The sequence below is a fragment of the Paenibacillus sp. FSL R5-0341 genome (assembly GCF_037975235.1).
Lineage (GTDB): Bacteria > Bacillota > Bacilli > Paenibacillales > Paenibacillaceae > Paenibacillus > Paenibacillus amylolyticus_A.
Window position 1 is genome coordinate 2,446,179 of sequence record NZ_CP150241.1, and the last position, 25,162, is coordinate 2,471,340.

The window sequence follows — 25,162 nt, forward strand, 5'->3', positions numbered from 1 at the left end:
TGTACGGATTATATTTGTATGGTATAATATTCTTCTGGGGGTGACCTGATTTTGGCCAGAAGAAAAAAGAGGAAAAAAAAGGGCGCTGGTTTTAGCGGCGTTTTAAAATATGAAATTTACGGGATTGTGCTTATTACCCTTGCTGTCATTGCATTATCGGGTGAAGCCACCGTTGGACGTTCGCTTTCCAAGATGTTCGGACTGATGCTTGGTAAGTTTTATTTTGCGATTCCACTTGTTGGTATTTATTATGGTCTCATGGTGATGATTCACCGGAAATGGCCGAGTGGCTGGACCACGCGCAAGACAGGACTGGTATTGCTGGTCTTTGCCTTAACCCTGATGAGCACCGTCTCTGCAATGCACCAGAAGCTCATTCCGGTGGGTGCGCTTGAGCCTGGTGCTGTGATCACACAGGTACATAATGATATGCAAACTGAGTTGCTAACCCCTGCTGCGCCAGGTGAGAGGGACTCCATGCTTAACAAGGATATCAGCGGTGGGTATCTCGGAGCTGGGCAATTTGCCCTGTTTCTGTGGCTGTTCGGAAGCCTTGGGGCAAGACTCATCATGATTGTCATGTTTGTTATTAGTTTTATGCTGATTACGAACCTGTCTTATGTGGATCTGATCCGAATATTCCGTACAAAGATTTGGGATGCCGGGAGTTCGATGTACAAGAAGCTGGAGTCGAGGCCCTCTGCACGCTCTACTTCAACTTCTGATGCCAGGAAGAAAGGGAACGCTCGTAAAGTGGTACCTGTCCCTGTTGAAGATGATGAAGACGAGTATGAGGATGAATTAGAGGAACAGCATCTGCCTAAACGAAAAGCGCCAATATTCTTCCAACTGTTTGGAAAATGGGGAGCTGATCGGGAACAGGCGAAATCAGGACGTGAAATCGATCAGGCGGATTCGGCAGAAACAGAACAGATTGTATACCGCGCCGAACAAGATCACCGTCCAGATGCTTGGCAGGATGCAACCGAAGACGTAGCGAATAAATCCGCTTCATCACATGTTCCCGTTCAAGCTAAACCTAACTCAGCGCCGATCATTCGAGACTTTTTCGAGCACGTCAGAGCAGAAGATTCAAGTATTGAAGATGATCTGGATGATGCTTATCCGTTCCCGGATGATCTCACCGATACCAACGCTGTTCAAGAGGGCGAGGATGCCATTAAAATAACGGATGAACTGGTAGAGACAGAGTGGGCTGCATCCGATGCGGGAACGGGCGTGCCGAATGCTGTGGATGACATTCAGAGTGGAGAAGAAGTGCCGAATGCTGATACGTCGGTAACAGATAGTCCAACTTCTGAGGGGCAGGACGTACAACCAATCAAACCACCGCCTCCGCCACCGAAGCCGTACAAGCTGCCTTCATTCCGTCTCCTTGCCAAGCCGAACAATGGGGGCAAAGCGGGTGACCAGAAGGATTACATGCAGACAGCGCGCAAACTGGAAGCCACACTGGAAAGCTTCGGTGTTCGCGCCAAAGTACTTGAAGTGGTTCGAGGACCTGCTGTTACAAGGTATGAAATTCAGCCTGATATTGGTGTTAAAGTCAGCAGGATTGTCAGTCTTACTGATGATATCGCATTGGCTCTGGCCGCAAAAGATATCCGTATGGAAGCGCCGATTCCCGGGAAGTCCGCAATAGGTATCGAGGTACCTAATGGCGAGGTGTCGGTTGTAACGATGCGTGAAGTAATGGAGACAGCAACGTTCCAGGATGCAGAATCCAAAGTGACCATTGCATTTGGCCGAGATATCTCTGGACAGACGATTATTGGTAACTTGGCTCGTATGCCCCATCTGCTGGTCGCAGGTGCTACAGGTTCCGGTAAGTCGGTATGTATTAACGGCATCATTACCAGCATCTTGTACAAAGCAAAGCCGGATGAAGTGAAGTTCCTGATGGTCGATCCCAAGATGGTTGAGTTGAACGTATATAACGGAATTCCACATCTGATGGCACCAGTAGTAACTGATCCTAAACGAGCGTCACTTGCGCTCAAAAAGATTGTGGTTGAGATGGAGAAACGATATGAACTGTTCTCCAAATCAGGCACGCGTAACGTCGAGGGTTACAATAACCTGATGAAAGATAATCCTGCGGCTGTTCTGCCTTATATCGTTGTCATTGTGGATGAGCTTGCAGATCTGATGATGGTTGCAGCCGGAGATGTGGAGGATGCCATTGCACGACTTGCTCAGATGGCTCGTGCAGCCGGAATCCATCTAATTATTGCCACACAACGTCCATCTGTTGACGTTATTACCGGGGTAATCAAGGCTAACATTCCATCGCGGATTGCCTTCGGCGTATCCTCCCAAGTCGATTCCCGAACGATTCTGGATATGGGTGGGGCTGAGAAGTTGTTGGGTCGTGGAGACATGTTGTTCATGCCAATGGGCGCATCAAAACCGGTTCGTGTACAAGGTGCATTTATGAGCGATGAAGAAGTTGAGAATATTGTAAACTACGTACGTGGTCAAGGTGAAGCGCAGTATGATGAATCCATTGTACCTGAAGTGGATGATTCCATTCAGGCAGCAGATGAAGTACAGGATGAGTTATATGAGCAAGCTGTACAGATTATTTTGGAGGCAAAACAGGCTTCAGTCTCCCTGTTGCAACGTCGTATGCGGGTTGGTTACACACGTGCAGCGCGTTTAATTGACTCCATGGAAGCCCGGGGTGTAATCGGTCCTTACGAGGGCAGCAAACCGAGGGAAGTACTGGTTTCACTTGAACAGTATCAGCAGAATAAAATAAGTTCGTAGTGTAACATGTAACATGGTTACAATGAATCGTTTAAGCCCTCAACCTTATTGGTTGAGGGCTTTTTGCTTGCCCATCGGACTGAACTTTTGCCATCTACTCCAAAGATCGGATGTTTTGGTGCATAGGAAGCAAGCAGGCTTGTCATAATAACCTTAGCGATTCTGTTAATCCCACAAGAGAAAGGTAGAGCACAGTCTATGCGAAAAATGAACCTATGGCTTTTCACTGCTATTTTGCTGATATCCGCATTGGGAATTCGTTATTTGCTTCCTGGGAATGCAGCAACTGAAAGTTCAGCCGAGCGTACACCGCAGGTAGAAGAAAAGGCCTTACCTACGTTTAGCAGCAATACAGTGAAATATGGAAGTTACGGTCAGGATGTATACGAGCTTCAGGGTCGTCTGAAGTACTTGGGATTTTACAATGGTAAAATCGACAGTAATTTTGGCAGCAGCACGCTGAAATCGGTCAAATGGTTTCAATCCGAGTTTGGCATGAAGGCAGATGGTGTGGTTGGAGCTGCAACCAAGCTCAAGCTGTACAATGCGTCAACCAAATGGTCGCCAACAGAACCGCCACTTCACAAGGAATCCTCAGGTGGGGGTGAGGGCAGCGGCAGCAACACAGCAGACAAAGAGCAGGATAATATGGGGTCTGCCAATGCACTCGGTCTCTCGGAGAATGAACTCAAAATTATGGCTAACGCTGTCTATGGCGAGGCCCGGGGGGAACCGTTCGAAGGTCAAGTCGCAGTAGCAGCAGTAATTCTGAATCGCGTAAATTCACCAAGTTTTCCAAGTACGCCTTCTGGCGTAATCTTTCAGCCTGGTGCATTTACGGCTGTAGCGGACGGACAGATATACCTGGAACCGAACGCACAAGCCAAAAAGGCAGTTGAACAAGCATTGAATGGCTGGGACCCGTCAGGCGGATGCCTCTATTATTTTAATCCGAAGACAGCAACATCCAAATGGATCTGGACCCGTCCACAGGTGAAAACAATCGGGCAGCATATTTTTTGTATGTGATGATGTTGGAAGCAACCAGAAGGCTTGACTTCGGTTGCTTCTTGCCTTTTGATTGGGTTAAAATGGTTGTTACGTTTAAGCTTCACGATTGCACGATAAATGACGCCGTAAAGGGGTTTTGACATTTGAATACATCAGGATTCGAACGAGGTAGCAAGAGAGAGTTTCGTATACATGTGCTTCCGACCAAACGTTTCAAAACGTTCGCGATATCGCTATATGCAGGAGTTCCTTTGCGGGAAGATACGGTAACCAAAGTAGCCCTGACACCTTTTGTTCTAGGGCGCGGCACCGAGTCTTATCCGGAAACAACGCAATTCCGTGAACAACTGGAACATCTGTATGGAGCGGGTTTTGGTTTTGACGTGTATAAACGTGGGGATTACCAGATCGTACAGTTCCGGATGGATACCATTAATGATTCCTTCGTTGGAGGGGATGAGCAGTTACTGAATCGTTCATTTGCCTTCCTTGGAGAGGTTCTTACCCGACCTGCACAGGAGAATGGACATTTCAGAACGTCTTATGTACAAGCAGAGCGAGAGACTGTACGTAAAAAGCTGGAGTCCATCGTGAATGATAAAATGCGCTATGCTGCTGAACGCAGTATTGAGGAAATGTGCAAGAACGAGCCGTACCGTCTTCACCCACTGGGTGAGCGCAAGGATCTTCCCGGGATTGAGCCTGACACACTGACTGCCTCTTATCAAGAGTGGCTACAGCAGGCGAGCATGGATCTGTATGTGGTGGGGGATACGACACTGGAGGAGGTTGAGAACCTCGTTCAGCGTCATTTCAATGTGGATCGAACGTCCTCCTCCGATTATCAGACACAGGCAGCGGTTCGAGGGGATAAGGAAGTAGAGACTGTAGTTGAGAGACTGAAGGTGGGTCAGGGAAAACTTAATATGGGACTACGCACATCGATTACTTATGGAGATCCTCAGTATGCAGCAGCGCTAATGTACAACGGGATTCTCGGCGGATATCCTCATTCCAAGCTGTTTGTGAATGTTCGTGAAAAAGAAAGCCTGGCGTATTACGCGTCTTCCCGATATGACGGACACAAAGGTATTGCAACGATTCAATCCGGGATTGAAATCCCCAACTATGAGAAGGCTGTCACGATCATCAAGCAGCAGCTGGAAGAAATGAAAAGCGGTACAATCAGTGATCTGGAAATGTCCCAGACCAAAGCGATGATCCGTAATCTGCTTAAGGAAATGCAGGATTCTGCCTTTGAAATGATAGCGTATGACTTCAATCGGCAGTTGTCTGGCAAAGAGAGAACGGCTGAAGAACTGTTGACTCAGGTAGAACACATTAGCAAGGAAGATGTTCGTGAGGCGGCAGAACAATTCCGTCTGGATACGATTTATTTCTTGCGGGACGAGAAGGAGGAATAATCGGTGGAGAGCATTCGGTATGAGCATTTGCAGGAGACACTATATTACGAAGTGATGGATAACGGACTGCATGTCTATATTTTGCCTAAACCGGGATTCCAGAAAACGTATGCGACGTTTGCAACCAAGTATGGATCGGTGGATAATCATTTTCAGGTTGAAGGACAGGAAGAAGTGAAGGTTCCGGATGGGATTGCGCATTTTCTGGAGCATAAAATGTTCGAAGAACCAACGGGCGATATTTTTGCGACGTTTGCGTCTCACGGTGCCTCAGCTAACGCGTTTACGAGCTTTGATCAGACGGTTTATTTGTTTTCAGCGACCGAATATGTGAATGAAAATATACAAACATTAGTCGACTTTGTGCAAAATCCTTACTTCACGGATCAAAATGTGGAAAAGGAAAAAGGCATTATTGGACAGGAAATTAACATGTATGCTGATAATCCGGATTGGCGTGTTTATTTTGGACTGATCGAAGCCATGTATCAGAAACATCCGGTGCATATCGATATCGCAGGAACGGTGGAATCCATCAGTACGATCACGAAGGAAACGCTGTATTCCTGCTATAACTCCTTCTATCACCCGAGCAATATGCTCTTGTTTGTCGTGGGAGGTGTCGATCCCCAGGAAGTCATTGATATGGTTCGTTCGAACCAGGAACAGAAGGACTATAAGCCACAGGGCAGTATCCAACGCTTCTTCGAACAGGAACCTGAGCAGGTAGGAGAAGCCAGACGGGAAGCGAAACTGGCGGTTTCCTTGCCCAAATGTTTATTTGGATTCAAGGAGACAGACGTTGGACTCACTGGAGAAGAACTGTTACGGCGAGATACGACAACGCAGTTGATGATGGATCTTCTGTTCGGCTCAAGCACGAGGTTATTTCAGAAGCTCTACGATGAAGACCTGATATCGGACAGCTTTGGACATGAGTATAACAGTTCGCCGCAATACGCGTTTTCAGCCATTGGTGGGGATACGAAAGACCCGGACCAACTGCTGGCGCGTATACGTGAAGAAGTGAATGCTATTGTGCAAAAAGGGTTTGATTCTACGGATTTTGAACGTTCACGCAAAAAGAAAATAGGCGGATATTTGCGTATGCTCAATTCTCCGGAGAACATTGCACATGAATTTACACGTCAGCAATTCCGTGGGGGTGATTTCTTCAATATGCTCCCGCTCTATGAATCGATTACACTGGAAGATGTAAATCGCAGACTGAGAGAGCATATTCGTTGGGATCAACTGGCCGTATCGCTAGTCGTGAGTCCTTGATATGGAGAGGGGAACAGGACAATTGAAGGCAATTGGGGAAATGACTGTATTGGTTACTGGAGCAAGCGGTGGCATCGGAGCGGCTATCGCAGAACGTTTCGCCAGAGTCGGAATGAATGTTGTTATACACTATATGAAATCGCATGAAGCAGCGAATGAAGCCGCCAGGCGGTGCATGGAACAAGGCAGTGGAAAAATCATGACCGTGTCTGCGGATCTTCGCAGCCGGGAACAGATTGAGCGCATGCGTGAGAAGCTGGAGTCGCACAATCTCATGCCAGATATCCTTGTGAACAACGCAGGAATCTCGCACTATGGGATGTTGGCTGATGTTACAGAGGAGATCTGGGATGAAGTGATGGCGATTAACCTGAAAGGCACGTTTATGTGTACACAGGAAATGATGCCGCACATGATCTCCCAAAGGTATGGCCGAATCATTAATGTATCGTCAATCTGGGGACTGTCTGGTGCTTCTTGTGAGGTGCTGTATTCCACAACCAAGGGTGGGGTGAATGCATTCACCAAAGCGCTTGCGAAAGAACTCGCACCTTCCGGAGTAACCGTAAATGCCGTTGCTCCTGGCGCCGTTCAGACATCCATGCTGAACCATCTGGATCAGAGTGAACTGAAGATGCTGGAAGAGGAAATTCCGGCAGGAAGACTTGCTCAACCTGATGAAATCTCATCACTGGTTTATTTTCTGGCCCTCCCTGAGTCAGGTTATATCAATGGGCAGATCATCAGTCCAAATGGCGGATGGCTAACGTAAACCAGCAAGAGAACTTGTCTGGCTGTGACGGAACAGGTGAAGATTGCCGAGAAGCAACCGTATTCGGATTATTTTCAAAATGCTCGTATATAAAATGTCTCGAAAGCACATATTACAACTGTTGATTTTAAATCTCATGCGACAGCTAAGGAGGATTTATCATGTCAACAGAAAAAACAGTGCTCTCCAGTTTTGACACATGGAAGAAGTTCCTGGGTGACCGCGTACTGCAAGCAGAGAAGATGGGGATGAGTGAAGATACCATCAACAAACTTGCGTATGAAATCGGTGACTTCCTCGATGAGAAAGTCGATCCGGCGAATCATTCCAACCGGGCATTGAAAGAACTATGGGATGTCGGCGATGCAGATGAGCGTCGTACGATTGCGTGCCTGATGGTCAAATTGGCCAAACAAAACGCATAAGATTTCAGATGAAGAGCTCCCGCAAGGGGGCTTTTCTCTAATGATTACAAACGGATTACAGAGCTGTTCTTGTAATTCATTTTCATTTTATATATCATTAACGTGACCCATTTTTAGAAGATGTCTCAGATTGTTGTCCAGTGGACACGTTCTGTTGCTGTCGAATAATGTGGAATAATGCATTACGGGGTGTTGAAATGGAATCTAAACAATGGTACATGGAATATAAAATACATAAGAACAGACCTGGTTTGTTAGGCGATATTGCCTCTATGCTGGGGATGCTTGAAGTAAATATATTGACCATTAACGGTGTAGAAGGCAAAACCCGAGGTATGCTACTTGAATCGGATGATGATGAGAAGATTCGTTTGCTTGGTGAAATGCTTGCCAAAGTAAACAGCATCACCGTATCGGCTTTGCGTCAACCTAAATTGGTGGATATTCTGGCCGTACGTCATGGCAGATACATTGACCGTGACTCGGATGATCGCAAGACATTTCGTTTTACACGAGATGAACTTGGGTTACTTGTGGACTTTTTGGGTGAAGTATTTAAGAGGGAAGGTAATCAGGTCATCGGCTTGCGCGGAATGCCTCGTGTTGGCAAGACGGAGTCCATTATTGCGGGTAGCGTATGTGCAATGAAGCGTTGGACGTTTGTTTCCTCCACACTTCTTCGTCAGACCATAAGGAGCCAGCTCTCCGAGGACGAATTGAACCCAAACAATGTGTTCATTATCGACGGTATTGTTAGCACCATCCGCTCCAGTGAGCGGCATTACAACCTGTTGCAGGATATTATGACCATGCCTAGCACCAAAGTTATTGAACATCCGGATATTTTTGTACAGGAATCTGAATATGATTTTAATGATTTTGATATTATTATTGAACTTCGCAACAATCCGAATGAAGAAATTATTTATGATACGTTTACGGCTAGCTACACCGATGAATTGTAAGGAACCGTACGGAATCATGGAATAGATTAGCAACAACTCATGAGATAAACATAAGGAGGAGATGGCATGTCTGAACTGGGTCAGCAGTTAAGAGAGGCCCGGCTGCAAAAAGGGATGAGTCTTGACGATGTACAGGAAATGACAAAAATTCGCAAGAGGTATCTGGAGGCCATAGAAGCAGGAGACTACAAAGTGCTGCCGGGCAGCTTCTATGTGCGTGCTTTCATTAAAACCTATGCGGAGACCGTGGGACTGAACCCTGATGAGCTGCTGGAGGGACACAAAAAAGACGTACCGGCAGAAGAGGCGGAAGCAACGATGGAACCGGTTATTCAGAAGCGTTCCAGCCGTCCGGTTGAGCGTAGTAATCGATGGATGTCAGTTGCACTGATGTGGACATTCCCGATTCTGATTGTTGTTTTATTGTATGCTTACGTTGTGTTGAATAAGGATGATCCTGAGGATAACCAAGGGCTGGACTCGGTCAAAATTACAGACAGTCAGCAGCAGCCTGAGGATAAACCGGATCAACCTGCAGACAACGGACAGGCGTCTAACCCTCCTGCGACGGATTCAGGCACTGATGAGGGTACTGGTGAAGGTGACACTGGTGGTAACGGTGGTGGTGCGGACACTGAAGGACAGACGGATGGTCAAACTGATGGCCAAACAGACGGACAGACGGGTGAAGATCAGGAAGAACCGACAGACAATTCACCTTCTACTGTAACGGTTGCAGAAGATGGGAAATCCGGGAATATTACGAACTTCAAAGTCAACGGAAGTGCAGGTAAGCCTGTTACGGTTACGATCAAAGCAACAGGTCATAGCTGGCTGGAAGTGTACAAGGGCGAGAACTCCAGCGGAGAGAAGTTGGAATATGGTAATACAGCCGAAGGCGACAGCTTTACCTTTGAGCTGGATAGTGCAGGTATGTATATTAAGTCCGGTTACGCTGCAGCGACCACGATTGAGGTTGGTGGGCAAGTTGTAACGGATGGCAAGGCGACCAATCGGATCCGTCTGCAGCTTGGTGAAGACAGTGGCAGTACTGCTTCTTCTACAGGTGTTGAAAATGGATCTACGGACGGTACAGAGGGTACCACTGACAGCGAATAACCGAGTCAACTGCAGGAGACAATAACGTTGTCTTAACTTGCAGTTAACTTTTGGTGAAGTGAGGTGGGTGGCTATGACAGTCAGCTGGATCGTAACGGGTTTAGGCATCATTGTCAGCCTCCTGGGTTATTACCTGACTCCAAGTGCTTGGGGTTACGGAATATTGGGTTTTGGACTTGCACATGTGCTTTTGGGTGTGCTCGATATGTTCAGACAGCCCAACCGCAGCCGCTATTAGTTGGAAGCTGGACCAGCAAGCATTTTTGGCAACCACCTCAAGTGGAAGCCAAAAATGCTTTTTTCTTTGTACAAAATGCCTTGAAATTAGACTTTTGCTTAAGGTATCCTCTATAATGTTACAGAACATACGATTAACTGAAAGGGTGACTGGTTTGAGTTCAGAAAATTCATTTGATATCGTGTCCAAAATGGACTTGCAAGAACTGACAAATGCCGTTACACAAACCGAGAAGGAAATTGGCACTCGTTATGACTTCAAGGGCAGCAAGAGCAGTCTGAAACTGGATAAGGATGCGTTAACGATCGTATCTGATGATGAGACCAAACTCAAGGCTGTCATTGATGTGCTGCAATCCAAAATGGCAAAGCGTGGTCTACCATTGAAAAACATTGATTATGCCAAAGTAGAGCCAGCGTCTTCTGGTACAGTCCGCCAGCGTTTGAATTTCAAACAGGGGATTGATCAGGACATCGCCAAGAAAATCAATATTCTTATTCGGGACTCCAAGATGAAAGTGAAGAGTCAGATTCAGGGAGACCAGCTGCGGGTAACTGGTAAGAGTAAAAATGATTTGCAAGCAGTAATGCAGCTGTTAAACGGTGCTAACCTGCCTCTGGATTTGCAATATACAAATTTCAAGTAATATGGCCTTTTTGTAGCAAAAGTGTTTTTTGACACGCTATTGGGCGTATATTATACTAAGTGTGCATTGCTGGCAGTCATGCATCAAGTCCAGTCCTCATCGTTTGCTGACTTTGTGAAAAGCAGTACATCTTCTGGAAGTCACCGGAACGTTTAAAGCGGTTTTGCTTTTGAGCGGTTGACTTTATTTTTTGCGTTTCTACATAGTGGGATCATGTTAATTTGGATTGACATTGAAACTGTACATTTCATGTTCCGGATGATGATAACGGGATTATGATGAATGTTTGGAGTAATGGAGGATATGAGGGAGGGCGTCTTGTGAATTTACCCAACCGGATTACGCTTGCACGAATTTGCTTAATCCCTTTTTTGATGGTGTTCCTGCTCGTGGATTTTCCATTTTATCCAGAGCCGCTTCAGCTTGGAAGTTTTTCGCTTCCGTATAATCAACTGATTGCTGCTGTTATTTTTATCATCGCCGCAAGCACAGATGGAATTGACGGATACCTTGCGCGGAAAAATAACATGGTTACCAATCTGGGAAAATTGCTTGATCCACTCGCAGACAAGCTGTTGGTCACTGCAGTATTGATCTCGCTTGTGGAGATGGGCAAGCTGGATTCCTGGATTGCAGTTGTTATTATTAGTCGTGAGTTTGCAGTTACCGGCTTGCGTCAAATTGCATTGCTGGATGGTTCGGTTGTCGCCGCCAGTGCATGGGGCAAGCTGAAAACGGTAGTGCAGATTGTGGCGATTGTGCTGTTGCTGTTAAACAATTTCCCGTTTTCGTACACGGGTATTCACGTCGATATTATCGCGGTATGGGCTGCAGCGCTTATTACCATCTGGTCGGGTATCGATTACTTTATCAAAAACAAAAACCTGCTTCATTTAACAAAAGCATAATGGTTTGCTGTTAAAATGGGTAATCAAGAAGGAAGCATTGGGTCAAGGGCAATAGGAATTTATCCTATTGCCCTTTGATCACTCACCACGTGTACAGGAGGATGCTCAATGAAGGCAGAAATCATTGCAGTTGGCACAGAGCTACTGCTTGGACAAATCGTCAATACCAATGCCAGATACCTATCCCGTGAATTGGCTGCGATGGGGATCGATGTATATTTCCAAACGGTGGTTGGGGACAACCTGAATCGGCTCAGTGAAGCCATTCGCATTGCGCAGGGTCGTGCAGACGTTATTTTATTTTCCGGCGGCATTGGGCCTACCCAAGATGATCTGACCAAGGATGCGCTTGCAGCTGTTCTTAATCGGAAATTGCATATCGATCGAATGGCTATGGACAAAATCGAGAGCTTTTTCAGAGATCGTAATGTGGATATGACAGAGAATAACCGACGTCAGGCGATCGTTATTGATGGTGGCACACCTCTGGCTAATGAAACGGGCCTTGCGGCAGGAAATGCGATCTCTGACAATGATAAATATTATGTTGTGATGCCTGGACCACCTAAAGAGCTGATTCCAATGTTTGAACAAGAAGTCAAGCCTTGGCTGTTCCAGCATGTACTTACAGAAGAGATGCCGATCTACTCCCGAATGCTCAAATTCGCAGGTATTGGTGAATCTGCTCTGGAGGATCGACTTCTGGACCTGATTGACGCGCAGACAGACCCTACGATTGCTCCTTACGCGAGCGAAGGCGAAGTTACAGTACGTGTCTCCACCAAGGCCGCGAGTGAGGGAGAGGCGAAGCTGAAGCTGGATGCGATGGAAGTCCAGATTCGGGAACGTTTGACAGAACATCTCTACGCGAACGAGGATGTGCCTATAGAGTACACCATTGTAACTATGATGTCTGACATGGGTCTGACGCTTAGCGCAGCGGAGAGCTGTACAGGAGGGCTTGTCATGCAAAGTCTGACTTCTGTACCCGGAAGTGCTTCGATGCTTAAAGGCGGAATTGTGTGTTACTCCAATGAAATTAAAGAAAAGCTGCTGAATGTGCCTCATGATTACCTGGAAGGTGAAGATGCGCCTGGCGCGGTAAGTCCAGAGGTTGCTAAAGTGCTTGCTGAGCAGATCCGCATGATTGGTGATGCTGATTTTGGCCTGGCCGTTACCGGTGTGGCTGGACCGGGATATTCGGAACGCAAGCCACCTGGACTTGTCTTCATCGCTCTTGCTGAACGTGGAAAAGAGACGGAAATTCATGAGCTGCGCATCAATGGTAATCGTGAGACGGTTCGCATTCGTTCAGCTAAAGCGATTCTCTATCGCTTATGGCAAAAACTTGTGGCAATGGATTGATTAGTTAACCACATGGATTGCATTTGCAGTTCCAAGCAAGTATAATTAAGGAAGACGGAAGAACCGTAGAATTAGGCTTTACAGCCTTGTTTACGGTTCTTTTTTCTGTTTAATGGAAAGTTTCTTTGAGGAAGAGGCGCCTCGGCCTTTACAAAAAAAACGAATGTATGTTCGAAAAAAAGCTTGGCAAACGTGTTAAAACAAGGTATCATTATCTTATAAACAGTAAAGGGTGTGAGCTTATTGTCAGACCGTCGTGCCGCGCTTGATATGGCGCTCCGTCAAATAGAGAAGCAATTTGGTAAAGGATCCATCATGAAACTGGGTGAGTCCACTCATATGAACGTGGAAATTATTCCCAGTGGTTCCTTGGCTTTGGATATTGCATTAGGAACAGGCGGCTTGCCTAAAGGCCGTATTGTTGAAATATATGGACCTGAATCTTCAGGTAAAACAACTGTTGCATTGCATGCGATTGCTGAAGTACAACGTGTTGGTGGACAAGCAGCATTTATCGATGCCGAGCATGCTCTTGATCCTCAATATGCAAGCAAATTGGGTGTTAACATTGACGAATTGCTTCTATCTCAGCCAGATACGGGTGAGCAAGGGCTGGAAATTGCAGAAGCTCTTGTACGCAGTGGTGCAGTAGATATCGTGGTTATTGACTCCGTAGCTGCATTGGTTCCAAAAGCAGAGATTGAAGGCGAAATGGGTGATTCACACGTCGGTTTGCAAGCGCGTTTGATGTCTCAGGCGCTACGTAAATTGTCTGGTGCAATCAGCAAATCCAAAACAATTGCAATCTTCATCAACCAGCTTCGTGAGAAAGTCGGCGTTATGTTTGGTAACCCGGAAACAACACCTGGTGGTCGTGCTCTGAAGTTTTATTCCACAGTACGTCTGGATGTACGTCGTATTGAGAGTATCAAATCAGGCAATGACATGATTGGTAACCGTACTCGTATTAAAGTTGTGAAAAACAAAGTAGCACCTCCGTTTAAACAAGCGGAAGTGGATATCATGTACGGTGAGGGTATCTCGAGAGAAGGCAGTATCATTGACATTGGTACAGAGCTGGACATCGTTAATAAAAGTGGTGCATGGTACTCATACGAAGGCGAGCGTTTAGGACAAGGACGTGAGAACGCGAAGCAGTTCATGAAAGAGCATAAAGACATTGCTGAAATCATTGAACAAAAAATTCGTGTAGCTAGTAACTTGACTACTGCAGTTCCTGCGCCAACTAGTGAAGAGCAACAAAAAGAAGCAGAAGAAGAACAAGAACTGTTTGAAATCAACGAGTAATCCTCCCAAACCCTCCCTTGTGGGGAGGGCCCGGAGGGAGTTGCCCTCTGGACTCCGTAAACTTGCCTGATTGAGTTTGGCTCGATCTGGATAAGGAATTATGGTGGGAGTGCTCTCGCTGTCCAACAGCCCCTGTCCTAGTGGACAGGGGCTGTTGGCACGCTGACTGTCAGAGGTGACTGTGGAGATAAAGGCCGGGCTGAGTTCCCGGCCTTTTGTGTTAGCGTCCGCTGTTTTCTTGTTAAGATGTGCTTAGTATAGTTAGCATGAAAATGTGTTATGAAAGGGGAGACCTGAATGGATCAACATGACGAGGATTTATATGAAGAAGCAGAACGGGATGGCCTCTCCCAATTTCCAGACAACGAAGAACTTACCATTACACGGGTAGAACGCACGAAGAGCAGGCAAGCTCGTTATCGAATTACTTTTGGCATCCACTCCATTACGGTTCTTGAAGATGTGATGATTAAATACAGGATGACGCAAGGCAATACGTTTATGAAGAAGGATCTGGAGGAAATCATCGTAGCGGACGAGCGACAGCGGACGTATGCACAGTCTCTGCGCTTTCTGGAGCATAAGCCGCGTACACGTCATGAATTAAGTCAGAAACTTCGTCAGAAGGAGTTTGCTGCGCCTTTGATTGAAGAGGCGCTGGATCGGCTTGAGCGAGAGAACCTGGTGGATGACGATCTATTTGCGAAGGAATGGACAAGACAGCGTATGGAGGGCAAGCGGAAGGGAAAACTGTGGATAAGGCAAGAGCTGCGTCAAAAGGGCATTGCCAATGATCTCATTGTTGAAGCACTCGAAGGTGTAAGTGCGGATGCGGAATTTGAGACTGCTTTGAGCGCAGGACGCAAAAAATGGAATCAGGTCAAAGGGGACGTCAAAGAGAAGAAACATAAAACGCTTCCCTTCCTGATGAGACGTGGTTTTTCAATGGATATGGTGCGCCGGGTCGTGAATTGTTTAATTGAAGAAGATGAGGCTGTGGACCCTGAAGATGACGAAGCGTTGTTATGGGATTAGCAGACTGGAGTCTCTATACTGCATTCTCTTGACAATTTCTTTCGTCAAATACTAAAATGGACATGAGTCTGTAAGAAATGGACAACCCTTTTTCCTTCCAAAAAAGCGGTTTCGGTTTCTTAAGATTTATACCATTCTTAATTATGGGTTCGCTGGAAACAGTGAATAGTACGTGGAAACATGTACATGTGAAATGAAAATCGGCGGGGGATCGCCGTGAGTATTCGTTATTCCCAAAAATATGTAAGGTTTGAAAACTGCAAATTAACCCAAGGAATGCCTTGGAGGAACCAACGAGGAGGTGAACAGTATGGAACCTGCAATCATGATCGCTCTCGTTGTGGCCGCGCTAATCATTGGGTTCGGAGTAGGATATTTTATTCGCAAATCTCTTGCAGAGGCTAAAATCTCTAGTGCGGAACAAGCTGCCGTACAAATCGTGGAGAACGCGAAGAAAGAGGCAGAAGCACTGAAGAAAGAAACGGTGCTGGAAGCGAAGGATGAAATCCATCGCATTCGTGCTGAAGCTGAAAAAGACACTCGTGAACGTCGGAACGAAATTCAACGACAAGAAAGACGATTGTTGCAAAAAGAAGAGTCGCTGGATAAAAAATTGGAATCACTCGAACGTAAAGAAGAGCAAGTGGCTAACAAAGAGAAACGAATTGATGAGACACAGCAGCAGATCGAAATGATCTACAAAAACCAGGTGACGGAACTGGAACGTATATCTAACCTCACTATGGAAGACGCACGCAGTATCATACTGTCCAACGTAGAACAGGAAGTTCGTCATGAGACGGCTCAAATGATCAAGGACATTGAACAACAAGCGAAGGAAGAAGCGGACAAAAAGTCCCGCGAGATTATTACACTCGCCATCCAACGTTGTGCGGCTGACCACGTAGCGGAAACAACGGTATCTGTTGTTACCCTGCCAAATGAAGAAATGAAAGGCCGGATTATCGGTCGTGAAGGACGTAACATCCGTGCGCTTGAAACCCTTACAGGGATTGACCTCATTATCGATGATACGCCAGAAGCTGTTATTCTGTCGGGCTTTGACCCGATTCGCCGTGAGATCGCCCGTACTGCCCTGGAGAAACTGGTGGCTGATGGACGTATTCACCCGGCACGGATTGAAGAGATGGTTGAGAAATCCCGCAAAGAAGTGGATGAGCGCATCCGTGAATACGGTGAGCAAGCTACCTTTGAAGTGGGCGTGCATGGTCTGCATCCGGATCTGATCAAAATTTTGGGCCGGTTGAAGTTCCGTACAAGTTACGGTCAGAACGTCTTGAAACATTCCATGGAAGTCGCTTATCTGGCTGGACTGATGGCTGGCGAACTCGGAGAAGACGTAACTCTGGCAAGACGTGCAGGTCTATTGCATGACATCGGTAAAGCGCTGGATCACGAAGTGGAAGGATCACACGTCGAAATTGGCGTGGAACTGGCGAAGAAATACAAAGAACATCCGGTTGTAATCAACAGTATCGCGTCCCATCACGGAGATTGTGAAGCGACTTCGGTCATTGCCATGTTGGTTGGCGCAGCAGATGCGCTCTCCGCAGCAAGACCAGGCGCACGCCGCGAAACGCTGGAAACGTATATCAAACGACTGGAGAAGCTGGAAGAGATTTCGGAATCCTTCGAAGGTGTCGAGAAATCGTATGCCATTCAGGCCGGACGCGAAGTTCGCGTTATGGTACAGCCTGAGAAGATCGATGATGCTGAAGCCTTCCGCTTAGCCCGTGACATTACGAAGATGATTGAGAATGAACTCGACTATCCGGGTCACATCAAAGTCACCGTCATCCGGGAAACACGTGCGGTTGAATACGCAAAATAGAGCATTACGGAAAAGTGGCCGCAGTAGTGGGCCACTTTTCCTGTTGATAGCCTGTTAAAAGGCTTTTTGTACGAACTACACATTATGTAGCATGAGATAGAGTCCTGCAAAGGTTCAACATTTGAAGTAAAAGGACTTTGCAGGAATTGAGGAGGCAGTAATCAATGAAAGTTTTGTTTATTGGTGACATTGTAGGCAACGTGGGACGTAAAGCATTAAAGGAAAATTTACCGTACCTGAAATCGAAATATAAACCGCATGTGGTCATTGTAAATGGTGAAAATGCGGCAGCAGGTCGCGGAATTACCGGTGCGATCGCTAATGAGTTTTTCAACTGGGGTGTACATGGTATTACACTTGGTAATCATACCTGGGATAATAAGGATATTTTTGATTTTATAGATGATGAGCCGCGCATGATTCGTCCAGCGAACTTCCCACCAGGAACACCAGGACGAGGATACACAGTAGTCAAAGGTGAGGGCAAAGAGCTAGCCATTGTCAATCTGCAAGGAAGAACGTTCCTGCCTGCTCTGGATTGTCCATTCCGTGTGGCTGATGAGATTGTAGATGAGCTACGCCAGGATTATAAATGTATTCTGGTGGATATGCATGCCGAAGCGACGTCAGAGAAGATTGCCATGGGATGGCATCTGGATGGACGTGCGTCATTCGTTGTAGGGACACATACGCATGTACAGAGTAACGATGATCGGATTTTGCCTGGAGGAACGGCTTACTTGACGGATGCGGGCATGGTAGGGCCGCGTGACGGCATATTGGGCATGGAGCGTGAGGCCGTGCTGCGCAAGTTCTACACCCAGCTGCCCGTACGTTTCGTTGTGGATGATGGCAAATGGCATTTCCATGGTGTCTTAGTAGAAATTGATGAAGCTACAGGGGCGGCAACACGCATCGAAAAAATTCGTCTGATGGAGGACGAGTGGCGCATGGAATAGGGGTATTGCCCCATTTTGCAGGGAAACCCGTCTAAAAAGAAGGAATTTTTTTGCCTCCCGCGAATAACATCTAGTAAGTGGAAACAAACTTTCAACATTCCCAGGGAGGTACTTACCATGGATGTATTAAAAGTTTCAGCAAAGTCCAATCCTAATTCTGTAGCCGGCGCTCTTGCAGGGGTTCTTCGTGAACGTGGAAATGCTGAACTGCAGGCAATTGGAGCGGGAGCACTGAACCAAGCCATTAAAGCGGTAGCGATAGCCCGGGGATTTGTAGCACCAAGCGGAGTTGACCTGATTTGTATTCCAGCTTTTACAGACATTGTGATCGACGGCGAGGACCGAACGGCCATTAAGCTGATTGTGGAGCCCAGATAATACATGCAGTATGCATTGAACCTGTTTACGATGTAGACAGGTTTTTTTGCGTTTTTCTGCAACAAAATATGGAGGAGGGTTTAAGATGTCCATGTCTGATCGGCGTGTAGCTGATTTTCACTGTGATGCACTGAGCAAAATATTGATGCAGCCAGCTCTTTCGTTCGAAGATTCTCCACAACTGGATGTAAATTTGAAACGCTTGAAAGAGGGTAAAGTCGGATTACAGGCATTCGCCATCTATTTACCTGAAGTACTAGGCAGAGGCAAGTTTGAACATGTGATGGGGCAGTTGGAGATCTATCGTAAGCGCGTAGAAAGGAGTCAGGAGCGACTTGGCGGCACACAGACGTTGTTATGGCGCGAACAGGTGGCTCAGGTGGGGCAAACAGAGGATCCGTGGGGATTAATCACACTGGAGGGCGTGGACGGTCTGGAGGGCAACCTGTTCTATCTGGAGTTATGTTATCAGATGGGTGTTCGAATCATTGGACTTACGTGGAATTATGCCAATTGGGCGGCTGACGGAGTAATGGAGAAGCGTGGAGCAGGTCTGACCGAGAAGGGGAAGGAACTGGTACGCCGGTGTAATGAAATCGGGATGCTGTTAGATGTGTCACATCTAACGGAGAAAGGGTTCTGGGAACTGACTGACTTGAGCAAGCGTCCTTTTATCGCCTCCCACTCCAACAGCTATAGCGTATGTCCCCATGTGCGTAATCTGAAAGATGATCAGATTCAGGCCATCATTGCCCGCGAAGGGCGGATCGGACTGACGTTTGTCCCTTGGTTTGTTAAGCAGGAGGGTGACGTACGTATAGAAGACTTGTTACCTCATATCGAGCAGATTTGTTCTCTGGGTGGGCAGCATCATCTGATGATGGGCTCCGATTTTGATGGGATTTCAACATATATTCAGAGACTTGAACACTCAGGACACTATCCAAGAGTGACGGAGATCCTGCTCAAGCATTATGATGAACATTTGGTGCGTGGCTGGTTGTGGGGGAATGCGACGAGTTATCTGGGGGAACACTTGCCAGAGAATAATCTGAAAATGAAGGGGCTTCCGTGAAATAGTGAAGTGGGCTCTGGGACCGACCCAATGGGTGGAATGAAGCTCGTTTTCCAAATAAAGGCGGGAAATGATGGTGAAATATGTGTATTTCATGAATTTTCACCAGTTCGTTTTCATTTCACTCCAAAAAGGGGTATAATACCATTGGATTGTTAAGAGCCTGAGTACAGGCCATAGATAAACAAGGAGTGAAATTTACGATGAGTAAAACAGTACCTGTGGGCGTATCTGCCCGTCACATTCATGTATCCCAAGAGCACGTTGAAATTTTGTTTGGTAAAGGTTATGAACTGACTGAATTTAAAGCTCTGTCTCAGCCTGGCCAATACGCTGCTAACGAAACTGTAGCGGTAATTGGTTCGAAAGGACAGTTTGATAAAGTGCGTATCCTTGGACCTGTTCGTCCTGAAACGCAACTGGAGATCTCCATGACAGATTCATTTGCCATTGGTGTTAAAGCACCTGTACGCGAGTCCGGAAGCATTGAAGGCACACCGGGAATCACGATCAAAGGTCCTGCTGGCGAAGTAACAATTGATAAAGGTGTTATCGTTGCTGCTCGTCACATTCACTTCCATACTTCGGATGCTGCTAAATGGGGTATCCAGGACAAACAATTGCTGAAAGTTCGCTTGAGTGGAGATCGTGGTCTGGTACTGGAAAATGTACTGGCTCGTGTATCCGATTCTTTCGCACTGGACATGCATATTGATACAGATGAAGCTAACGCTGCTGGCGCTCGTAATGGCGACACTGCTGAAATCATCGACTAATAAACATGAACAGCCTTCAGCCACGAATTACGCGGTCTGAATAACGTATAAACCTGAGCACAGCCAACAGGGGCCGGTTAATTCCAGCCCTGATGGCAAGGCTCAGGTTTTTGTGTTTTCTGAACGTTCTTCTGAGCATGGCATGTTTCGGATTAGACGAAGGGACATGCGGTTTGGATGTGGAACTACAGCCCAATTCATGCTATAATTTGCTGTAATGCTCTTTTGCTGTTCCAAGCAAGAACTTCATGTGGAACAGGGATGAATGAACGAATTTTTATTAATAGAGGCTGTAAGGAGTGACCGAAGGAAATGGCTAAAGACTCAAAAAAGGATTACTCCCAATATTTTGATTTCTCCGATGCCAAAGTAATTTCGCAAGATGAATTCAGCAAAAAGATAAGAATCCGGGGCCGTGAGATTAACATCAAATCGGAACCCAATCATCGTCAGGAGAAACAGCGGGGCAAGGAAGACGTCCAGGTGCTTTACGAAAATGCCGTTCCCGATGAACTGAAAAACATAGGGAAAGGCAAACATTATATTGTATATACGTATGGTTGTCAGATGAACGAGCATGACTCGGAGACCATCAAAGGTCTGCTTGAGTCTATGGGATATCAGGCCACAGAAGATCGCAAAGAGGCTGATATTATTCTGCTCAATACGTGTGCTATACGGGAAAATGCGGAAGATAAGGTGTTTGGTGAGCTTGGTCACCTGAAAACGCTAAAACTCGAACGTCCGGGATTGTTACTTGGCGTGTGCGGGTGTATGTCCCAGGAGGAAGGCGTCGTCAACCGGATCATGCAGAAGCATGGATTTGTGGATATGATCTTCGGTACACATAATGTGCACCGGTTGCCACATCTGATCCAGGAAGCGCTGTTCAGCAAAGAAATGGTTGTTGAGGTATGGTCCAAGGAAGGCGACATCATTGAGAACCTGCCGAAGAAACGGGAAGGTATGCGCGGCTGGGTGAACATCATGTATGGCTGCGACAAGTTCTGTACATATTGCATCGTTCCGTTCACACGGGGCAAAGAACGCAGCCGTCGTCCGGAAGATGTCATTGCCGAAGTACGGGATTTGGCACGCCAGGGCTTTAAAGAAATCACCCTGCTTGGTCAAAATGTGAATGCGTACGGCAAAGACTTCACCGACCTGAACTACAGCTTTGGCGACTTGATGGATGCCATCCGACAAATTGATATTCCGCGTGTACGCTTTACAACCAGTCACCCACGTGACTTTGATGATCGCTTGATTGAAGTGCTAGCCAAGGGCGGAAACCTGGTGGAGCATATCCACCTTCCGGTGCAGTCTGGCAGTTCGGAAGTACTCAAGCGTATGAGCCGCAAGTATAGCCGGGAACACTATCTGAACCTGGCTGGCAAAATTAAAACGGCCATTCCGGAAGTTGTGTTGACAACGGACATTATTGTTGGTTTTCCTGGGGAAACGGAAGAACAATTTGAAGATACACTTTCCCTTGTCCGTGAAGTAGGGTATGATTTTGCCTATACCTTCATCTATTCCCCGCGTGAAGGTACGCCTGCTGCGGTGATGGAGGATAACGTACCGATGGAAGTGAAGAAGGAACGTTTGAAACGTTTGAATGAAACCATCAACGAATACAGCCACCGAAGCAATGAAGAGCAACGCGGCAAAATCGTTGAAGTGCTCGTTGAAGGCGAGAGCAAACGGAATTCCGAAGTTCTGGCAGGACGTACGCGCAGCAACAAGCTTGTGCATTTTGAAGGACCCAAAGAATTGATCGGTACTTTCGTACAAGTGGAAATCACCGATCCGATGACTTTTTATATTCGTGGCAACCTGCTCTCCGAGCCGGTAGCTGCCAATCAGTAATTAGTAATACACACACCAATAAGATGAATGATTTTTGCACTTAGCGGGGTTACGCCGAGCGTAGCGAAGGTGACGGAATCGATTCTGTAGAAGCGAAGCGTTCGCCTTTGTCTCCGAATTTTAACCTTGAACAATCTCAATCGAAAAAATTCGGAGACAACAGCGATCAAAAGAACGATCCGACACCGTAGCGGTCACTGAGCAGTCAACTGAGCTAGGGCAACATGAATATTCATCTTATATCATCTCATAGAATGGAGCGATTTCAGTGGCGCAGGAAGAAGTGCAGTACAACCATTATGGAATGCCTACCTACGATACGCGCAATCTGGTCATACGCGACGACATTATGGGAAAAGCCAAAGAATTGGCTGATATGCTCGGAACGAGTGAGGAAGTTAGACAGTTTCAACAGGCTGAAACCAAAATTCGTGATCATGAGCGCATCCAGCAGTTGATTGCAACCATCAAGAAGAAACAAAAAGAGATCGTTGCTTTTGAAAGCTTCAAAAATGTGGAGATGGTCAGCAAAATTGAACAGGAAATTGAAGATCTGCAAGGCGAACTGGACAGCATTCCATTGGTTACGGAATTCCAGCAAAGCCAGAGCGATATCAACTACTTGCTTCAGCTGGTGATCTCTGTAATCCGGGATACGGTTTCTGAAAAAGTAAACGTGGAGGCTGGAACGGATTCACCTCCGACCAGTTGTGGTTAAATGACGGAAGGGTGCGGACGCTGTCCGCGCCTTTTTTGATGATTATAGAATTATAAGTTTTCAGCGTAGCTGAAGGATTCGATAATCGCAAGAAAAGCAACTGCTAAAGCACGAATGTGGCATCATCGATAAGGCTTCGATCAGAAGCATTTCTTACATTGCATAACTGTTAAGGTGGAGTGGCTATCGCCAAGTACTCGGAATATAATTCCTAGCAAAGCTCCACACTGTGGGGTTATTTTGTGTGGCGCAGCTGATTTTTAATGATAAAGGCACATGACATCAAGAGAGCTTGATACGTACAGTGCAATAAAGGAGAAATGAATAATGAGTATTTTGGACAAAATGGTGGAAGACGGAGACGGACGATTTTGGGGATTTCTCGGCTGTCGTTATATTAAAGGAGACGGCAAAGAAGTACAGATCGCGTTGACAGCAGGCGAACATCATACCAACTCCATGGGGATTATTCATGGGGGTGTATTGACTTCACTGATGGATCAGGCGATGGGGATGGTTGCAACAGCAGCAATGGAAGTGGACGGCTGTGTGACAACGAATCTGAACGTACATTTTCTCGCACCAATGAAACAAGGGGAATTAACGGTGACAGCTACAGTTCTGCATCAGGCTGGACGCAGTGTTACAACTCAATCGGAGGTTCGTGATGCATCGGGCACGTTGGGATGCATGGCTACGGCGACATTCCGTATAGCACGTCCAAGAACGTAACGTAGGAATCCCGCAGTTGACAAAAAATATTATTATGTCATAATGAAATTATCAAAATGAAAATAGTCGGTGGTGCCCATGAGCGAAAACTACGAACACTTCAATGCAGAGAGCGACGAACAGGCAGCACGTGCCTATAGTTCCAAGAAATATCGTACACCCGATGGTGTTCCTGCGGATATCGTTATGTTCACCTTGACCAAGCGGGAGCGCAAGACGGTGACGAAGACACTTCCTATACGGGAACTGAAAGTGATGCTGATCAAGCGCAAAGGCTGGCCTTTTGCTGGTAGATGGGCGTTACCGGGTGGATTCTGTCAGGAGAACGAGTCCATCTACGGTGCAGCTAAGCGTGAATTGATGGAAGAGACAGGTGTGGACGGTGGACATCTGGAGTACTTGAATGTATACAGTCAGCCGGGTCGTGACCCGAGGGGCTGGATCATCTCTCATGCATTTTTCGCACTGGTGGAAGAATGGATGCTGGATCAACGCCAAGCGGCAGATGATGCTGAGGATGTTGGGTTGTTCACGATTCAGGAGGCGCTACAAGAACTGGAGCTGGCCTTTGATCACAGAACAATCATCGAAGATGCTTATCGACGTATTCAACAGCAGATGCTGGAAACGACGATTGCTCGTCAGTTCCTGCCACGTGATTTTACATTAAGTGAATTATATCAGGTTATTCAAAGTGTAGTACCGGATTTTGAAGAACCAAACTTCATTCGCAAGATTACGTCTACCCGCAGTCGCAAAGGCATTGTGGAAGAAGTACGGGATGAAGAAGGTAACCTGGTGAGTTCCAACCAGTACTCACAGCGTCCGGCGCAGCTATATCGTTTTACAGAACTCGTACCACGCCTATCCATCTATACGTAATAATGTGTAGGTGTGTCAATCTGATTGAATCAGGATCAACCATTTCTGAGCAAGGGAGTGTTGATGATGAAAGCACTGATTGTCATTGATTTCACGAAGGATTTTGTGACAGGTTCTTTGCCTGTAGGTCAGCCAGCAGTAGAGATCGACGAGACGATTGCAGCTGTAACCGAGGCCTATTGTAAGAACAAACATGAGGTAATCATGGCTGTGGATCTACACGAAGAGAATGATCCGTATCATCCGGAGACTGCGCTTTTCCCACCTCATAACATCCGAAATACAGAGGGAAGACAGCTCTACGGTCGTCTTGCCCAAGTGATGGAGGAACGAAAAACCGATATTCGGTGGATGGATAAGACGAGATACAGCGCATTCTGTGGGACAGATTTGGAACTCAGACTGCGTGCACGTGGCATTACAGATATTGCACTCATTGGGGTATGTACAGATATTTGTGTATTGCATACGGCAGTGGATGCTTACAATAAAGGTTTTCATATTACGGTATATGAAGATGCTGTTGCCAGCTTCAATCCGACAGGACATGAGTGGGCACTTGAACATTTTCGTTCCAGCCTAGGTGCTTCGGTGGTTAAGGCAAGCGAGACGGTCCTGGCGTGATTTAATC

24 protein-coding genes are annotated in these 25,162 nt (G+C 46.6%); all 24 read left to right on the top strand.

Translation table 11 applies throughout. From position 1 onward, the window contains the following. Positions 1-51: 51 nt before the first annotated feature. Complete coding sequence (locus tag MKX75_RS11150; RefSeq protein ID WP_076330693.1) at positions 52-2,790, top strand: DNA translocase FtsK; 2,739 nt, start codon at positions 52-54, stop codon at positions 2,788-2,790. A 198-nt stretch (positions 2,791-2,988) separates the two neighbouring features. Further along, positions 2,989-3,819 carry a spore cortex-lytic enzyme gene (sleB, locus tag MKX75_RS11155; protein ID WP_062833842.1) on the top strand — a complete coding sequence of 277 codons (831 nt, stop codon included), beginning with the start codon at positions 2,989-2,991 and terminating at the stop codon, positions 3,817-3,819. Between the two features lie 125 nt (positions 3,820-3,944). Further along, positions 3,945-5,225 (top strand): pitrilysin family protein, encoded by a 1,281-nt coding sequence (locus tag MKX75_RS11160; RefSeq protein ID WP_339169618.1) that lies wholly within the window; start codon positions 3,945-3,947, stop codon positions 5,223-5,225. A 3-nt stretch (positions 5,226-5,228) separates the two neighbouring features. Then, the gene (locus MKX75_RS11165) at positions 5,229-6,509 is read left to right on the top strand and encodes a pitrilysin family protein (RefSeq protein ID WP_339169619.1); all 1,281 of its coding nucleotides are present in this window, start codon (positions 5,229-5,231) and stop codon (positions 6,507-6,509) included. Between the two features lies 1 nt (position 6,510). Continuing rightward, entirely contained in the window at positions 6,511-7,281 is a 771-nt protein-coding gene (fabG, locus tag MKX75_RS11170) for a 3-oxoacyl-ACP reductase FabG (RefSeq protein ID WP_076326809.1), read from the top strand. 161 nt (positions 7,282-7,442) lie between these two features. Next, positions 7,443-7,706, top strand: coding sequence for a DUF3243 domain-containing protein (locus tag MKX75_RS11175; RefSeq protein WP_062833846.1), 264 nt, complete (start codon positions 7,443-7,445; stop codon positions 7,704-7,706). A gap of 197 nt (positions 7,707-7,903) precedes the next feature. Beyond that, the gene (locus MKX75_RS11180) at positions 7,904-8,671 is read left to right on the top strand and encodes a DUF3388 domain-containing protein (RefSeq protein WP_062833847.1); all 768 of its coding nucleotides are present in this window, start codon (positions 7,904-7,906) and stop codon (positions 8,669-8,671) included. Positions 8,672-8,737: 66 nt separating this feature from the next. Further along, entirely contained in the window at positions 8,738-9,790 is a 1,053-nt protein-coding gene (locus MKX75_RS11185; protein ID WP_339169621.1) for a RodZ family helix-turn-helix domain-containing protein, read from the top strand. Positions 9,791-9,863: 73 nt separating this feature from the next. After that, positions 9,864-10,028, top strand: a complete 165-nt coding sequence (locus MKX75_RS11190) for a hypothetical protein (protein WP_167350848.1) — start codon at positions 9,864-9,866, stop codon at positions 10,026-10,028. A gap of 154 nt (positions 10,029-10,182) precedes the next feature. Further along, the gene (locus MKX75_RS11195) at positions 10,183-10,674 is read left to right on the top strand and encodes a YajQ family cyclic di-GMP-binding protein (protein WP_017689115.1); all 492 of its coding nucleotides are present in this window, start codon (positions 10,183-10,185) and stop codon (positions 10,672-10,674) included. Positions 10,675-10,994: 320 nt separating this feature from the next. After that, positions 10,995-11,582: a CDP-diacylglycerol--glycerol-3-phosphate 3-phosphatidyltransferase gene (gene pgsA, locus MKX75_RS11200; protein WP_062833849.1), complete on the top strand. Its 588-nt coding sequence runs from the start codon at positions 10,995-10,997 to the stop codon at positions 11,580-11,582. A gap of 108 nt (positions 11,583-11,690) precedes the next feature. Then, positions 11,691-12,947 carry a competence/damage-inducible protein A gene (locus MKX75_RS11205; RefSeq protein WP_062833850.1) on the top strand — a complete coding sequence of 419 codons (1,257 nt, stop codon included), beginning with the start codon at positions 11,691-11,693 and terminating at the stop codon, positions 12,945-12,947. Positions 12,948-13,190: 243 nt separating this feature from the next. Then, positions 13,191-14,255 (top strand): recombinase RecA, encoded by a 1,065-nt coding sequence (gene recA / locus MKX75_RS11210; protein WP_062833851.1) that lies wholly within the window; start codon positions 13,191-13,193, stop codon positions 14,253-14,255. Between the two features lie 297 nt (positions 14,256-14,552). Beyond that, the gene (locus MKX75_RS11215; protein WP_145146944.1) at positions 14,553-15,290 is read left to right on the top strand and encodes a regulatory protein RecX; all 738 of its coding nucleotides are present in this window, start codon (positions 14,553-14,555) and stop codon (positions 15,288-15,290) included. A 310-nt stretch (positions 15,291-15,600) separates the two neighbouring features. Continuing rightward, entirely contained in the window at positions 15,601-17,142 is a 1,542-nt protein-coding gene (gene rny / locus MKX75_RS11220; RefSeq protein ID WP_339169623.1) for a ribonuclease Y, read from the top strand. 164 nt (positions 17,143-17,306) lie between these two features. After that, a complete protein-coding gene (locus MKX75_RS11225; RefSeq protein WP_339169624.1) occupies positions 17,307-18,101 on the top strand; it encodes a TIGR00282 family metallophosphoesterase in 795 nt (264 codons plus the stop codon). Positions 18,102-18,218: 117 nt separating this feature from the next. Beyond that, complete coding sequence (locus MKX75_RS11230; RefSeq protein WP_007430104.1) at positions 18,219-18,479, top strand: stage V sporulation protein S; 261 nt, start codon at positions 18,219-18,221, stop codon at positions 18,477-18,479. A 91-nt stretch (positions 18,480-18,570) separates the two neighbouring features. Further along, on the top strand, positions 18,571-19,554 hold the full coding sequence (locus MKX75_RS11235; protein WP_339170427.1) for a dipeptidase: 984 nt from the start codon (positions 18,571-18,573) through the stop codon (positions 19,552-19,554). Positions 19,555-19,757: 203 nt separating this feature from the next. Beyond that, on the top strand, positions 19,758-20,330 hold the full coding sequence (locus MKX75_RS11240; RefSeq protein WP_339169626.1) for a phosphate propanoyltransferase: 573 nt from the start codon (positions 19,758-19,760) through the stop codon (positions 20,328-20,330). A gap of 312 nt (positions 20,331-20,642) precedes the next feature. Continuing rightward, a complete protein-coding gene (gene miaB / locus MKX75_RS11245; RefSeq protein ID WP_339169628.1) occupies positions 20,643-22,199 on the top strand; it encodes a tRNA (N6-isopentenyl adenosine(37)-C2)-methylthiotransferase MiaB in 1,557 nt (518 codons plus the stop codon). Between the two features lie 268 nt (positions 22,200-22,467). Beyond that, positions 22,468-22,917, top strand: coding sequence for a YlbF family regulator (locus tag MKX75_RS11250; protein WP_062833856.1), 450 nt, complete (start codon positions 22,468-22,470; stop codon positions 22,915-22,917). A 327-nt stretch (positions 22,918-23,244) separates the two neighbouring features. After that, positions 23,245-23,649: a PaaI family thioesterase gene (locus tag MKX75_RS11255; protein WP_036609249.1), complete on the top strand. Its 405-nt coding sequence runs from the start codon at positions 23,245-23,247 to the stop codon at positions 23,647-23,649. Between the two features lie 78 nt (positions 23,650-23,727). Continuing rightward, positions 23,728-24,531, top strand: coding sequence for an NUDIX domain-containing protein (locus tag MKX75_RS11260; protein WP_062833857.1), 804 nt, complete (start codon positions 23,728-23,730; stop codon positions 24,529-24,531). 66 nt (positions 24,532-24,597) lie between these two features. Then, complete coding sequence (locus MKX75_RS11265; protein ID WP_076331277.1) at positions 24,598-25,155, top strand: isochorismatase family cysteine hydrolase; 558 nt, start codon at positions 24,598-24,600, stop codon at positions 25,153-25,155. Positions 25,156-25,162: the final 7 nt, after the last annotated feature.

Coding starts and splice junctions, on each gene's coding strand:
- sleB (WP_062833842.1), top strand. CDS start 2,989: ATGCGAAAAATGAACCTATGGCTTTTCACTGCTATTTTGCTGATATCC.
- fabG (WP_076326809.1), top strand. CDS start 6,511: ATGGAGAGGGGAACAGGACAATTGAAGGCAATTGGGGAAATGACTGTA.
- MKX75_RS11175 (WP_062833846.1), top strand. CDS start 7,443: ATGTCAACAGAAAAAACAGTGCTCTCCAGTTTTGACACATGGAAGAAG.
- MKX75_RS11180 (WP_062833847.1), top strand. CDS start 7,904: ATGGAATCTAAACAATGGTACATGGAATATAAAATACATAAGAACAGA.
- MKX75_RS11185 (WP_339169621.1), top strand. CDS start 8,738: ATGTCTGAACTGGGTCAGCAGTTAAGAGAGGCCCGGCTGCAAAAAGGG.
- MKX75_RS11190 (WP_167350848.1), top strand. CDS start 9,864: ATGACAGTCAGCTGGATCGTAACGGGTTTAGGCATCATTGTCAGCCTC.
- MKX75_RS11205 (WP_062833850.1), top strand. CDS start 11,691: ATGAAGGCAGAAATCATTGCAGTTGGCACAGAGCTACTGCTTGGACAA.
- MKX75_RS11215 (WP_145146944.1), top strand. CDS start 14,553: ATGGATCAACATGACGAGGATTTATATGAAGAAGCAGAACGGGATGGC.
- rny (WP_339169623.1), top strand. CDS start 15,601: ATGGAACCTGCAATCATGATCGCTCTCGTTGTGGCCGCGCTAATCATT.
- MKX75_RS11225 (WP_339169624.1), top strand. CDS start 17,307: ATGAAAGTTTTGTTTATTGGTGACATTGTAGGCAACGTGGGACGTAAA.
- MKX75_RS11230 (WP_007430104.1), top strand. CDS start 18,219: ATGGATGTATTAAAAGTTTCAGCAAAGTCCAATCCTAATTCTGTAGCC.
- MKX75_RS11235 (WP_339170427.1), top strand. CDS start 18,571: ATGTCTGATCGGCGTGTAGCTGATTTTCACTGTGATGCACTGAGCAAA.
- MKX75_RS11240 (WP_339169626.1), top strand. CDS start 19,758: ATGAGTAAAACAGTACCTGTGGGCGTATCTGCCCGTCACATTCATGTA.
- miaB (WP_339169628.1), top strand. CDS start 20,643: ATGGCTAAAGACTCAAAAAAGGATTACTCCCAATATTTTGATTTCTCC.
- MKX75_RS11255 (WP_036609249.1), top strand. CDS start 23,245: ATGAGTATTTTGGACAAAATGGTGGAAGACGGAGACGGACGATTTTGG.
- MKX75_RS11260 (WP_062833857.1), top strand. CDS start 23,728: ATGAGCGAAAACTACGAACACTTCAATGCAGAGAGCGACGAACAGGCA.
- MKX75_RS11265 (WP_076331277.1), top strand. CDS start 24,598: ATGAAAGCACTGATTGTCATTGATTTCACGAAGGATTTTGTGACAGGT.